Source organism: Hypericibacter sp., from assembly GCF_050729195.1.
In the GTDB taxonomy this organism is placed as follows: Bacteria; Pseudomonadota; Alphaproteobacteria; order Dongiales; family Dongiaceae; genus Hypericibacter.
Window position 1 is genome coordinate 1 of sequence record NZ_JBOHKS010000098.1, and the last position, 12,748, is coordinate 12,748.

The 12,748-nt window shown below is 66.5% G+C and carries 15 protein-coding genes and 2 tRNA genes; 5 read left to right on the forward strand and 12 right to left on the reverse strand.

Translation table 11 applies throughout. From position 1 onward, the window contains the following. Both ACREE8_RS07200 and aroA read right to left on the reverse strand, forming a co-directional pair. Nucleotides 1-122, reverse strand: a 122-nt coding sequence (locus tag ACREE8_RS07200; protein ID WP_431572319.1) for a (d)CMP kinase, incomplete at its 3' end; no start/stop codon positions are given. A 145-nt stretch (nt 123-267) separates the two neighbouring features. Next, nucleotides 268-1,590 (reverse strand): 3-phosphoshikimate 1-carboxyvinyltransferase, encoded by a 1,323-nt coding sequence (gene aroA / locus ACREE8_RS07205; protein WP_431572305.1) that lies wholly within the window; start codon nt 1,588-1,590, stop codon nt 268-270. A 312-nt stretch (nt 1,591-1,902) separates the two neighbouring features. On the opposite strand from aroA, the gene ACREE8_RS07210 reads away from it, so the two are divergent. The 4 genes from ACREE8_RS07210 (at nt 1,903) to ACREE8_RS07225 (ending at nt 3,674) form a co-directional block, all read left to right on the forward strand. Beyond that, nucleotides 1,903-2,253, forward strand: a complete 351-nt coding sequence (locus ACREE8_RS07210; protein ID WP_431572306.1) for a TIGR02300 family protein — start codon at nt 1,903-1,905, stop codon at nt 2,251-2,253. Between the two features lie 225 nt (nt 2,254-2,478). Continuing rightward, nucleotides 2,479-2,554 (forward strand) — tRNA-Ala (locus ACREE8_RS07215). Nucleotides 2,555-2,944: 390 nt separating this feature from the next. After that, entirely contained in the window at nt 2,945-3,433 is a 489-nt protein-coding gene (locus tag ACREE8_RS07220) for an Hsp20 family protein (protein ID WP_431572307.1), read from the forward strand. Between the two features lies 1 nt (nt 3,434). Continuing rightward, nucleotides 3,435-3,674: a DUF1150 family protein gene (locus ACREE8_RS07225; RefSeq protein ID WP_431572308.1), complete on the forward strand. Its 240-nt coding sequence runs from the start codon at nt 3,435-3,437 to the stop codon at nt 3,672-3,674. A gap of 45 nt (nt 3,675-3,719) precedes the next feature. Here the strand turns inward: ACREE8_RS07225 and ptsN are convergent, their stop codons facing one another. From ptsN to ACREE8_RS07270, 9 genes are all read right to left on the reverse strand, one after another. After that, on the reverse strand, nt 3,720-4,181 hold the full coding sequence (ptsN, locus tag ACREE8_RS07230; RefSeq protein WP_431572309.1) for a PTS IIA-like nitrogen regulatory protein PtsN: 462 nt from the start codon (nt 4,179-4,181) through the stop codon (nt 3,720-3,722). A gap of 46 nt (nt 4,182-4,227) precedes the next feature. Next, complete coding sequence (gene hpf / locus ACREE8_RS07235; RefSeq protein ID WP_431572310.1) at nt 4,228-4,815, reverse strand: ribosome hibernation-promoting factor, HPF/YfiA family; 588 nt, start codon at nt 4,813-4,815, stop codon at nt 4,228-4,230. 174 nt (nt 4,816-4,989) lie between these two features. After that, on the reverse strand, nt 4,990-6,384 hold the full coding sequence (gene rpoN, locus ACREE8_RS07240; protein ID WP_431572311.1) for an RNA polymerase factor sigma-54: 1,395 nt from the start codon (nt 6,382-6,384) through the stop codon (nt 4,990-4,992). An 11-nt stretch (nt 6,385-6,395) separates the two neighbouring features. After that, nucleotides 6,396-7,181 carry an LPS export ABC transporter ATP-binding protein gene (lptB, locus tag ACREE8_RS07245; RefSeq protein WP_431572312.1) on the reverse strand — a complete coding sequence of 262 codons (786 nt, stop codon included), beginning with the start codon at nt 7,179-7,181 and terminating at the stop codon, nt 6,396-6,398. 72 nt (nt 7,182-7,253) lie between these two features. Next, a complete protein-coding gene (locus ACREE8_RS07250) occupies nt 7,254-8,168 on the reverse strand; it encodes an LptA/OstA family protein (protein ID WP_431572313.1) in 915 nt (304 codons plus the stop codon). Continuing rightward, on the reverse strand, nt 8,165-8,818 hold the full coding sequence (gene lptC / locus ACREE8_RS07255) for an LPS export ABC transporter periplasmic protein LptC (RefSeq protein WP_431572314.1): 654 nt from the start codon (nt 8,816-8,818) through the stop codon (nt 8,165-8,167). The genes ACREE8_RS07250 and lptC overlap by 4 nt, the downstream gene beginning before the upstream one ends. Nucleotides 8,819-8,876: 58 nt before the next feature. Continuing rightward, the gene (locus tag ACREE8_RS07260) at nt 8,877-9,899 is read right to left on the reverse strand and encodes a KpsF/GutQ family sugar-phosphate isomerase (protein WP_431572315.1); all 1,023 of its coding nucleotides are present in this window, start codon (nt 9,897-9,899) and stop codon (nt 8,877-8,879) included. A 228-nt stretch (nt 9,900-10,127) separates the two neighbouring features. Continuing rightward, nucleotides 10,128-10,760 (reverse strand): ribonuclease D, encoded by a 633-nt coding sequence (locus ACREE8_RS07265; protein WP_431572316.1) that lies wholly within the window; start codon nt 10,758-10,760, stop codon nt 10,128-10,130. A gap of 77 nt (nt 10,761-10,837) precedes the next feature. Beyond that, nucleotides 10,838-10,924 (reverse strand) — tRNA-Leu (locus ACREE8_RS07270). Nucleotides 10,925-11,129: 205 nt separating this feature from the next. Between ACREE8_RS07270 and ACREE8_RS07275 the strand changes: the two genes are divergently transcribed. Then, on the forward strand, nt 11,130-12,074 hold the full coding sequence (locus tag ACREE8_RS07275; protein WP_431572317.1) for a complex I NDUFA9 subunit family protein: 945 nt from the start codon (nt 11,130-11,132) through the stop codon (nt 12,072-12,074). Nucleotides 12,075-12,110: 36 nt separating this feature from the next. On the opposite strand, the gene ACREE8_RS07280 is transcribed toward ACREE8_RS07275, so the two are convergent. Next, nucleotides 12,111-12,748: undecaprenyl-diphosphate phosphatase (locus ACREE8_RS07280; RefSeq protein WP_431572318.1), on the reverse strand; the 638-nt coding region annotated here is incomplete at its 5' end.

Sequence of the window (12,748 nt, forward strand, 5' to 3'; positions counted from 1 at the left end):
CGGTAGAGCAGCCCGGTATCCAGGTATGCAAAGCCGAAATGCCGCGCCAGCCGGCGGGCGAGGGTGCCCTTGCCGGAGGCGGCCGGGCCGTCGACGGCGATGATTTTGGGGGCGGCGGTCATGGGGCGGGCCGAAGAGTCTTGTCCCCTCCCCCGCATTGCGGGGGAGGGTGAGGGAGGGGGCTGCTCGGTGCTGCGATCGACATCGTGTCTTCCCCCTTCCTGGCCCTCCCCCTTGCAGGGAGAGGGGACAAGAAAAAACGCGCCCTCATGCGCTGCGGATCTGGGCGCCGAGCCCGTTCATGAGGGTGGCGAAGCCCGGGAAGCTGGTGTCGATCGGCGAGCCGTCGTCGATCGCGATCGGTTCGCGCGTTGCGGTGCCGAGCACCAGGAAGCTCATGGCGATGCGGTGATCGAGCTCGGCCTCGATCTCGGCGCCGCCGCGGGGCGCGGTGCGGCTGCCCTGCACCACCAGGAAATCGTCGCCCGCCTCGAGCTCGACGCCACAAGCCTTCAAGCCGCGCACGATGGCGGCGAGGCGATCGCTTTCCTTCACCCGCAATTCGGCCAGGCCTTCCATGCGCGTGGGCCCATCGGCGAAGGCGGCGGCCATGCTGAGGATCGGATATTCGTCGATCATGCGGGGTGCGCGCGAGGCCGGCACGGTCACGCCCTTGAGGCGTCCGGCGCGCACGCGGATATCGGCGATCGGCTCGCCCGCCTGCTCGCGCCGGTTCTCCATCGAGATATCCGCGCCCATCTCGAGCAGGGTCTCGATCAAACCGATGCGATGGGGATTGGTGCCGACATTCTCGAGCGTGATGTCGGAGCCGGGACGGATGAGGGCCGCCACCATCGGAAAGGCGGCCGAGGAAGGATCGGCCGGCACGCGGATGTGGCGGCCTTCGATCTCGGGCTGGCCGATCACGGTGGCGGCGCGGCCCTGCGGCGTCTGAGCGACGCGCACATCGACGCCGAAATAGCGCAGCATCAGCTCGGTATGATCGCGCGTCGGCTCGGGCTCGATCACGGTGGTGGCGCCGGGCGCGTTCAGGCCCGCCAGCAACACCGCCGATTTGATCTGTGCGGAGGCCACCGGCAGCGTGTAGGTGATCGGCATCGGCTCGCGAGCGCCGATCAACGCCAGCGGCAGGCGGCCGCCCTGGCGCGCATGGATGCTGGCACCCATCTGGCGCAGCGGCAGCGCCACGCGCTCCATCGGCCGCTTGCGCAGGGAGGCATCGCCGGTGAAGAAGGCGGTCAGCGGATGAGTCGCGACGAGACCCATGAGCAATCGCACGCCGGTGCCGGCATTGCCCATATCGAGAATATCGGCGGGCTCGGCGAGGCCGCCGATTCCGCGCCCCGACACGCGCCAGCGGCCCGGGCCGTCCTGGTGCAGGGTGGCGCCCAGGGCCCGCATCGCGGCCGCGCTGCGCAGCACGTCCTCGCCTTCGAGCAGGCCTTCGATGCGCGTCTCGCCCAGCGCCAGCGCGCCGATCATCAGGGAGCGATGCGAGATCGATTTGTCGCCGGGCACGCGCGCCGAACCTTTGAGACCTGCGCAAGGTGCGGAAATGAGCCGCGTCACGGTGCCCGATACTCCCCTCGTTTCCTGACTCCGCCGGAGCCGTTCCCCGGGGCCGCCGGCCGGGGGCGCCAACCCCTCGGTCGGGCGGGTTCTCTAGCACATCGTCCCTGGACCTGGCGACCCGGGCTCCCGATCGCCGCTCAAGTGATTGGAAGTGCAGGCCCGTTAGGCCCAATTGGGCGGCCTTTGGAATTGACGTTTGACAGGGCCTTGCGGGCATGGCAATGGCAGCCCCGTTTCCGGCGCGGGACAGTCTTCCGCAAAAAGAGGACCTGAGGTCCGCGCCCCTGCCTGAGCGAAGGAGCATCTCGCGTGGTCAAGGTGGCCTGGGGCACCAAGCGCAACTGTCAGAGCTGTGGCGCCCATTTCTACGATCTGCATAAGAATCCGATCGCCTGCCCGAAATGCGGCGCGATCTACGATCCCGAAGCGATCGCCAAGTCCCGCCGCGGTCGCAGCAGCGCCGACAAGGCGGCGGCCCAGCGCATGGCGCCGCGTCCGGCCCCGGTCCCCGTCGAGGAGACGGCCGATCCCGAACTCGAGGAAATCGCCGCCGAGGGCGACGAAGAGGAAGAAGGTGTGATCGAGGACACCTCCGAGCTCGGGGAGGACGATGACGTGACCGACGTCATCGAGAAGACCGACGAGGACAAGGAGCCGTAAAGGAATCGGCGCTAGAAGTCGGGGTGCCGGCGATCCCGCGTCGAAGGGTCGCCCGCCCCGGCGGCCCAGCCCTTGCCGGATTTTTCGCTTGAATCGGGCGGGTCGCCTACCTAGGTTTGCCGCCGTCGATGGTCGGCCCTTGCCACCATCGGTTTTTCGGGCCGGCGCCGCCTTTTGCAGGCGGCCCCAAGAACGCCGGATCGTTCCGCCCGATCCCAGAGTTTCGGGGCCATAGCTCAGCTGGGAGAGCGCTACAATGGCATTGTAGAGGTCAGCGGTTCGATCCCGCTTGGCTCCACCATTCTCGAAGGCCCGGCGGCATCCCCGCCGGGCCTTTTGGTTTTGGGAAGATTTGCGCGGGAGACGCCAGCTTCAAAGAACGCCCGCTTTCGTTAGGTTGGGCCTTACGAAAAGATTCGGCCTTATCCTTTCGTTACGGGCGAAGGCGGAATTCGGAAGGATCGGACCAACGCCGCCCCACCAGTTTGGTTCCATTGGAAGCTTTCCGCCAACGTCTTGATCCAATACACTTTCAAGGGCCTTGAAGCGAGGCCTGCGGCTACATAGATAGGTCAATGTCGGCGCTGCATTCGGCAGGCCGATGGCGGCACAGGGTGCTTCGTGGGAAGGCCCTCCAAGGGTCGCGTGACCGTCACGTTCAGCTCGCTCGTCAGGAGGGGCTTCCCGTTCGATGACACGCCTATCTCTCTTCAACAGCCCGCTGCTGCTCGGCTTCGATCATTTCGAGCGAACGCTCGATCGCATCTCGAAGCAATCGGCCGAGGGCTATCCCCCTTACAACATCGAGCAGGTCGGCGAAGACCGTTTGCGAATCACGCTCGCGGTGGCCGGCTTTGCGCTCGAGGAGCTGGAAGTCCAGCTCGAGGCCAACCAGCTCACGGTCCGTGGCCGTCAGCAGGATGAGCCCGGCCGCGTCTTCCTTCATCGCGGCATCGCCGCGCGCCAGTTCCAGCGGAGCTTCGTCCTCGCCGAGGGCGTCGAAGTGACCGGCGCCCATCTCGACAACGGCCTGCTGAATATCGAGCTGCGCCGCCCGACGATCGAGAGCGAAGTCCGCCAGATCGCCATCAAGGGCGCCGCCAACACCGAACAACGGAAGGTTGCCACCACGACATTGGAGCCGTCCGGCAACCGGACCCAGCGCAAGGAGCGCGAGTAACATGAACACGAACAAGAACACCAACAAGACGGCCGAGACCCGCGTGCCGCCGATGAGCGATCAGGATCTGGCGGTGCTGGGTCTGGCCGACGTTGCCTATCTGCGCCCCGTGATGGTCGATGGCAAGCCGGGCTTCGCGGTCCATGCCGCGAATGGCAACCGTCTCGGCGTCGCGCCGTCGCGCGACATCGCCCGGGCCTTCATCCATGAGCAGGAGCTCGAGGCCGTCAGCTTGCATTGAACTGCGTTCTTCCTCTCCCCCGCTTCGCGGGCGGAGAGGAAAGAGCTACGCCGCGTGGGCGGTCGGCTCCGTCAGGAGCGCGTAGAGGGCGGCGGGCTGGTCGGCGCCGCGCAGCTTCTCGCAAGTCGGCCGGTCGCGCAGCAGGCGCGAGACCCGCGCCAGGGCCTTCAGATGATCGGCGCCGGCCGATTCCGGAGCCAGCAGCAGGAAAATCAGATCGACCGGCTGCTCGTCGATCGAATCGAAATCGATCGGCTGGTCGAGGCGCGCGAACAGGCCGTAGAGACGCTTCAGATCAGGCAGCTTGCCATGCGGGATCGCGATCCCGTTGCCGACACCCGTGGTGCCCAGGCGCTCGCGCTCCAGCAGCACATCGAAGATCGCCCGCTCATGCAGGCCGGTCGCCTCGGCCGCACGCCGTGCGAGCTCATGCAGGGCCTGCTTCTTGCTGCTCGCGCGCAGATTCGCGATCACATTCTCGGGCGAGAGCAAATCCGTAATCTCCATCGCATCCCCCGATCTGGGAAAAAGAGCCAACGGCCGATAGGCCGGGTTAGTTCCGGACGGGCTGGCCGGGATCGACCCAGCCGAAATTTCCATCCGCACGTCGATAGACCATGTTGAGCCCGCCATGGGCGCGATTGCGGAACATCATGGCGCTCTGGCTGGCGAGATCGAGGCGCATGACCGCCTCGCTCACCGTCAGGGTCGGCACGTCGGTCGCCATCTCGGCGACGATCAGCGGCCCGCCATCGCCCGGCACGGCCTCGGCATCGCCGGCGGCGGCCTCGTCGGAGCCCGGCGCCACCACATACTGGCTGGCGCGCTCGGCCTTGATCTCGGCGCGGTGATGGTCGCGCAGCCGCGTCTTGTAGCGGCGCAGCCGGGTCGAGAGCCGCACGGCGGCCTCGTCGAAGGCGGGATAGGGCTGCTCGGCCTTGGCCTCGCTCGCCAGCATAATGCCGCGGCCGATATGGATCGTGACCTGGACCGACAGCAGATGGGCTTCACGGGAGAACACCACGCTCGCATCGATCGCCTGGCCGAAATATTTCTCCAGGATCGATTCGAGACTGTCCGCCACATGCTGGCGCAACGCATCGCCAACGTCGATCTGCTTGCCGGTGACGGTCAGCTGCATGGGCTTTCGAATATGTCCGGAAGGATTGTCGCGTGGCCCTGTGGGCCGTTCCGGCCCTGTCTTTCGTTGAACGAGGGGGGCCGCGCGGAAGGCCGGGAAATTAGGGAGGCACCCCCAGCCTGTCAATAGCGACCCGCCCGCGGCGCTTTGGCTAGGCCTTCGATATAACGCGTTCTAGCCGACGCGCAAGACGCGCTGACGACGACGCTCTGTAGATGACGGAATTCTTAGTGATTCCCGGTACTTGGCGATCGTCCGCCGGGCGATATCCACACCCTCGCCCTTGAGCAGCTGAACCAGCCGGTCGTCGGAGAGCACCTCGCTCTCGGACTCGATCAGGCCCTTGATTCGGGCCCGGACGGCGGCGGCGGAATGGCTTTCGCCCCCGGCCGTGTCGGCGATGGCATTGGAGAAGAAGAACCGCAGCTCATAGAGGCCGCGCGGGGTGGCGATGTATTTGTTCGCGGCCACGCGGCTCACGGTGCTCTCATGCATGCCGATGGTGGTGGCGATGTCGCGGCGCATCAGCGGCTTCAGATGCTGCACGCCATGGCCGAAGAAGGCGTCCTGCTGGCGCACGATCTCGGTCGCCACCTTGAGGATCGTGACCGCGCGCTGATGCAGCGACTTCACCAGCCAGTTGGCCGAGGTCATCTGCGTCACGATGTAATCGCGGTCTTCCTTGCCGCGGCTGCCCTTGAGCAGGCGCGAATAATAGCTCTGATTGACCAGCACGCGCGGCAGGGTCTGGTTGTTGAGCTCGACCACCCAGCCGCCCTCGGGCGTGCGATGCATCAGGATGTCGGGCGTGACCGGCGTCACGGGCGCGGCGTCGAAGGCCAGGGCCGGCTTCGGATCGAGCGCCTTGATCTCGCTCGCCATCTGGGTGAGGTCCTCGGCATCGACGGCGCAGATGCGCATCAGCTTGACGCGATCGCCCTGGGCCAGGAGGTGGAGATGATCCAGCAGGGCCTGCATCGCCGGGTCGAGCCGGTTGCGGTCGAGCAGCTGCAGCGCCAGGCATTCCTTGAGATTGCGCGCGAAGATCCCGGGCGGGTCGAACTGCTGGACGCGCTTGAGCACGGCCTCGACGCGCGCCGGCTCGCAGCCCAGCCGCTCGGCCACGGGCTCGAGCCCGCCCATGACATAGCCGGCCTCGTCGAGCGAATCGATCAGCGCCAGGCCGATCGCGCGGTCGGCCGGATCCTGGATGTCGAGGGTGAGCTGGGTGGTGAGATGCTCGCGCAGATCGATCGTGCTGGCGAGCGTCTCTTCGATCGGCGGGCCGTCATTGCCGTCGCGCGTGCCGTTGCCCGAGCCGGTGCGGCTGCGACTGAGCCCACTGTTCAGGCCGTGGTCCGGCGGCGCGGGCAGGGCTCCGCGAGCGCCGGGCGCGAGCACCGGCTCGTCCTCGTCGCGCTCCAGCAGCGGATTTTGCTCAAGCTCGCGCTCGACATAGGCGGAGACTTCGAGATTGCTGAGCTCAAGCAGCTTGATCGCCTGCTGTAGCTGCGGCGTCATCACCAGAGAGGTGGACTGCCGCAGGTCGAGGCGTTGAGTGACTGCCATGGCTCTAATGGTTAAAGGCTAAACCTTTCGCCCAGGTAAACACGCCGGACGTCGGGATCGCTAACGATTTCCGAAGGCGAGCCTTCCCGCAAGACCGAACCTTCATGAAGGATGTAGGCGCGGTCGACGATGTCCAAAGTTTCACGAACGTTATGGTCCGTGATGAGCACGCCGATGCCGCGGTCCTTGAGGTGCGACACCAGGTTTCGGATGTCCGCCACGGCGATCGGGTCGATGCCGGCGAGCGGCTCGTCCAGCAGGATATAGTTCGGGTCGGAGGCGAGTGCCCGCGCGATCTCGCAGCGCCGCCGCTCGCCGCCCGAAAGCGCGATCGCCGGCGCCGAACGCAGATGCTCGATCGAGAATTCGGACAGCAGCTCCTCGAGCTTCGCCTCGCGCGCCACGCGCGACGGCTCCGCCACCTCGAGCACCACCCGGATGTTCTGCTCGACCGTGAGGCCGCGGAAGATCGATGCCTCCTGCGGCAGATAGCCGATGCCGAGCCGCGCGCGGCGATACATCGGCAATTGCGTCACGTCATGGCCGTCGAGCACCACGCGGCCGGTATCGGCCGCGATCAGTCCGGTGATGATGTAGAAGCAGGTGGTCTTGCCGGCGCCGTTGGGGCCGAGCAATCCGACCGCCTCGCCGCGCTGGACCGAGATCGAGACGTCGCGCAGGACCGGGCGCTTCTTGAACTGCTTGCCGAGATGCATCGCGATCAGTCCGTCGGCCGGGGATTCGCCCCCGTTCAAGCGTGCAGCGCGACTGTGATCGGTGAAGCTGGTCTCGTTCATCGTCTCGTTCGCAAATCGGCCTGAACCTCCGGCGGACGATGTCCGCGCGAAGGGCTTGCCACGGCACCGGCGTCAGGGCGCCGTCGGCGTCGTTCCCTGACCCGGGAAAATCAAGGTATGGACCCGTGATCCGGTACCGGGTTGCCCGAGAATCCGGCTAACCCCGGTTTTCATGTCGAACTCGGCGCGGTCGCCATTGAGCTGGTTCTGACCGCGCGTGATCTTAACCGAACCGTCGAGCGTGGCGATATCGGAATCGAGGTTGTAGACGGCCGTGGAAGCCTGGGCGTAGTCCTCGCCGCGCCAGATCCGCACATGCCCCTTGGCCTCGACCTGGTAGAGCTCGGTCTTGCCGTCCGGGTTTTTGCGCATATAGCCGGTGAGAAGATCGGCTTTGACGCGCCGGTCGCCCTCGACCACCTCGGCATTGCCGCGTGCCACCATGGCCAGCTGCTTCTGCCAATATTCGAGGCTGTCGCGGGCGGTCAGGGTCTGCTTCTGGGTCTGGGCCCGGATGTTCTGTCCGGTCACGACCAGCGAGCCCTGGTCGAGATCATAGACGGCGCGATCGCCCCAGATCTTGTCGCTGTTCGAGATCAGCAGCACATTGCCTTCGGCCGTGACGCGGTAGATGTCGCTGCTGCCTTTCGCGGACTCGCGATAATAGGCGCTGAGCACATCGGCATTGACCTCGAGATCGCCGCGCTTGGCGCGGGCCTTGCCGCGGGCGATATAGACCTTGTCGTCGCGCCGCCACTCGATGCCGTCATCCGCCTCGATCTCGATCGGCGCCGAAGAATTCGTCAGATCGAGCCCGTTGCCCGGCGCATCGACGCTGGCGGCCGCTTCGCTCCAGGCCGGCCGGGCGGCAACGAAAATGGCGCCGAAGGCGAGGAACCCGCCGAGGCTCCCGAGCAGGAAGCGGCGGCGCGAGGTCGGCAAGGCTGCGTCCGCCCGCGGATCGAGACCGATCGAGACGCGGATCAAGGCAGCTTCTCCTGCGGAATGCCCTGATAGAGCAGCACGCGCGATTTGCCGGTGAGCTCGATCACGGCACCCTTGTCCGCGACGCGCAAGCCTTCGCCGGCGAGCTCGCCCGCCGGACCCTGACCGGTGACAGAGGTATCGCTGACCGCCTTGCCGAGCCCGAAATCGACCGAGATCGATTGGACATGGAGCTCGTAGCCCTTGTCCTGGAACAGGCTGACCTTGCCGCTGAGATCGAGATGCTTGGTCGAGCGCTGGAAGCGTCCGTTGTCGGCGGAGACCGCGATCCAGCTGCCATTGGCCATGGTCATGTCGGCCTGCGGGCGCACCAGGTCGATCAGATCGTCATTGCCCTTCACCTGGCTGGCTTCGGCGGCGGTGACGGTATAGGGCCGGTTCTGGTCGTCGATGCCCTGGAAGCGCGGATTGACCATGCTCAGCCGGTCGATATCGATCGGCGCGATCGAGGCCATGCCGATGCGGAAGCGGCCGTCCTCGATCCGGATCTGCGACCAGACCGCGAGCAGCGCGATCAACCCCGCCGCCAGGATCGGCAGCGCGAATTTCATCGCGGTGACGAAGCGGCTGTAGTCGCGCACGTGACGGCGGCCGCGAGGCAGCGAGCGCGCGGGCGGATTCAATCTCGCCATCGCCTCCTCGGCCATTCAGCCCTCCGCCTTTACGATCAGGGTCATCGATGGCGCGCCGTCAAACCACGCCGGCGCGCAGGCAGTCGTGAATATGGAGAATACCGATCGGCAATTCGTCTTCCACCACGAACAATACCGTGATCGGCCGCTCGTCCTCGTCGCCATTCATGATCCGCACCGCCTCGGCCGCCAGTATGGTCGGGCGGATGGTGCGGGGATGGGCGGTCATCACGGTCTCGGCCGAGGCTTCGAGCAGGTCGCGGCTCATATGCCGGCGCAGATCGCCGTCGGTGATGATCCCGATCAGGCGGCCCTTCTTGTCGGTCACGCCGACGCAGCCGAAATGCTTGGCCGTCATCTCCAGCAGCACATCGGCCATGCGGGTTTGCGGCATGACCAGCGGCAATTCGGTGCTCGCATGCATCAGATCGGCGACCGACAACAGCCGCTTGCCGAGCTGGCCGCCGGGATGGAGGTCGCGGAAGCCGGTGGCGGTGAAACCCTTGCGCTCGAGCAGCGCGACCGCGACCGCATCGCCCATGGCGATCATCAGGGTGGTCGAGGTGGTCGGCGCCAGTCCCATCGGACAGGCTTCTTCGGCGCGCGGCAGCAGCAGCGTGACGTCGGCCTGACGCGCCAGCGCGCTGTCGGCGCGGCTGGTGAGGGCGATCAGCGGAATCGCGAAGCGGCGCGTATAGGCGATGATGTCGGAAAGCTCGGGTGTGTCGCCGGAGTTGGAGAGCGCCAGGACCGCGTCCTCGCGCGTGATCATGCCGAGATCGCCATGGCTGGCCTCGCCGGCATGGACGAACAAGGCGGGCGTTCCGGTCGAGGCCATGGTGGCCGCGATCTTGCGGCCGATATGGCCGCTCTTGCCGATGCCGGTCACGACCACGCGGCCCGGCACGGCCTCGATCCGGTCGAGCGCGGCGACGAAGCTGGGCCCGAGCGCCTGGGCCAAGGCCTCGAGGCCGGCGACCTCCTGGGCCAGGACGCGCCGGGCGACCGTCAGATCGTCATGCACCCGCTTCTTGGCTGCATCCGGCCGTGAGGTCGCTTCCTGGTGGGCCTGCCGCGTCATGTCGATCCTGCCTCGCCTCGTTGTCGCCGGCTTCTGTCCGGCGGAATTCACGTCAGATTTGCGCTTCTGGCCCCTCAAAGACCCCGGCCCCTCACGGCCCAACCCGGGATTTCCGGCGAATCGCCCGAATCCAGGCTCAAATCCTAGCAGCCTTTAGCCCATTCACCCTATGCGTCGAGGGGCCGTCCGGGACCAGGTCGCTTCCGGCCAGGCCGGCCCGCGGCCTGCTCAATGCTCGAAAATATCCACTTCGCCCCAGCCGGCCAGGTCCAGTTCGGCCCGGGTGGGAAGGAACTTGAAGCAGGCTTCGGCGATGGCGGTGCGGCCCTCGCGCGCGAGCATCTCGTCCAGCTTGGCCTTGAGCTGGTGCAGATAGAGCACGTCGCTGGCGGCATAACGCAACTGTTCCTGGGTCAGCGTCGGCGCGCCCCAGTCCGAGGATTGCTGCTGCTTCGACAGCTCGATGTTCAGCAGATCCTTGCACAAATCCTTGAGCCCATGCCGGTCGGTGAAGGTGCGGACCAGCTTCGAGGCGATCTTGGTGCAATAAAGCGGCGTGGTGACCACGCCCAGCGAGCGGCGCAGGATCGCGATATCGAACCGCGCGAAATGGAACAGCTTGAGGACGGCCGGATCGGTCAGCATCCGCGCCAGATTCGGCGCGGTCTGGGGCTCGCCCGCGGGCTTGGCCGGGAACTGGACCAGATGGCAGACGCCGTCGCCGGCCGACAGCTGCACCAGGCAGAGGCGGTCGCGGGAAGGAACCAGGCCCATGGTCTCTGAGTCGATCGCGACGACCGGCCCAAGCTTGAGCCCCGCCGGCAGGTCGCCGTGATGGAGCTCGATGGTCGGCTGGGGCATGGAGCTGTCAACCTAGCGCGTAAGCGGCCCTAACAGGAGAAGGCCAGGGCGCCGGGCTCGAAACGTGAGCCGGCGAATGGTGCCCAGGAAAAGACTCGAACTTTCACGACCTTTCGGCCACAGGTACCTGAAACCTGCGCGTCTACCAATTCCGCCACCTGGGCATCTAATAGGCAGCTTCGAAGGCGGGGATTTTCATCACGGACCCCGCAAAGTCAACCGCGATTTCCTGCTGCGGGGGCCAATTCGGCTTCATTATAGTGCCGGCTCGGAAGGCAGGGCTTGTCGATGCGCGCCACTCTGGTCTCCTCGCGCGTGCCGTACAAGGGCCGGGTTTCCTGAGGCTGCGGAACGAGGGTTGAGAGAGCGATGGCGCGCAAATTGGCGACGGTTTTCGGCGGCTCGGGCTTCATCGGGCGCTATGTGGTGCAGAGCCTGGCGAAGCGGGGCTGGATGGTGCGGGCGGCGGTGCGCCGGCCCGACGAGGCCCTGTTCCTCAAGCCCCTGGGCGATGTCGGCCAGATCACGCCGGTCGCCGCCAACCTCCGCCACCAGGGTTCGGTCGAGGCTGCGGTCGCCGGCGCCGACGCGGTCGTGAACCTGGTGGGGCTGCTCTATCAGGGCGGTCGCCAGCGTTTCGATGCGATTCACGTCGAGGGGTCCGGCCGCGCCGCGGCCGCGGCGCGCAAGGCCGGGGCGGCGCAATTCGTGCAAGTTTCGGCGATCGGTGCCGACCCGGCTTCGCCTGCGGCCTATGCGCGCACCAAGGCCGCCGGCGAAGCCGCGGTGAAATCCGCCTTCCCCGAAGCGACGGTGCTGCGGCCTTCGATCGTGTTCGGCCCCGAGGATCAGTTCTTCAATCGCTTCGCCAAGATGGCGCGCATCACCCCGGCCCTGCCGCTGATCGGCGGCGGCCATACGCGGTTCCAGCCGGTCTATGTCGGCGACGTCGCCGATGCGGTGGTCGCCGCGGTCGAACGTCACGACGCGGCGGGCAGGACCTACGAGCTGGGCGGGCCCGAGATCCGGACCTTCCGCGAGCTGATGGTGCTCATGCTGGAGGAGATCGAGCGCCGGCGGCTGCTGGTGCCGATCCCCTTCGCGATCGCCAGCCTGCAAGGCGCGTTGCTCCAGCTGCTGCCGATGCCGCCGCTCACGCTCGATCAGGTGCGCCTGCTCAAGCGCGACAATGTCGTGGCCGCCGGCATGCCGGGCCTGAAGGAATTGGGTATCAGTGCCGCCGCACTCGAATTGATTCTTCCGACCTATCTTGCGCGCTACCGGCCCGGCGGAAGGCATATGCGGCTGGTGTGAGAGCTACTCCCACAGTCGTCCCCGCGCTCTGGTTCATCAGAAAATATACAGATACGCGATCAGCGCACCGCCGAGCAGCAGGCGGTAGATCACGAACGGCATGAAGCCGGCGTTCTTCAGCCAGGTCATCATGAAGGCGATGGCGAAGATGCCGGTGATGGCCGAGAGGCCCGCCGTGATTCCGGCAGCAGCCCAGGGCGCGTCGGCCCCTTCATGGACCAGCTTCAGCCCTTCCCAGATGCCGGCCGCCGAGATCGCGGGGATCGACAGCAGGAACGAGAAGCGCGCGGCCTCGGTGCGCTCGTAGCCCATGAAGCGCGAGGCGACCATGGTGATGCCCGAGCGGCTGGTGCCGGGAATGAAGGCGATGCATTGAGCGACGCCGATGATGAGCGCCTGCCCGATCGTCATGTCCTCCACGCGGCGCACCGTGGCGCCGGCGCGGTCGGCGATGAAGAGCACGATGGCAAAGCCGATCATGGCGAAGGCGATGACGTCGACCCGGCGCAGCATGTCTTGCGCATAATGCTCGGCGAGGAACCCGATGATCAGGGCCGGGATGGTCGCAACGATCAGGTAGAGCGCGAGCTTGGCGCCGGCGTCGAAGCGGCCCGTCACCAGCTTGGCCAGGCCCGCGATCATCCGTCCGACATCGCGCCAGAAATAGATCAGCA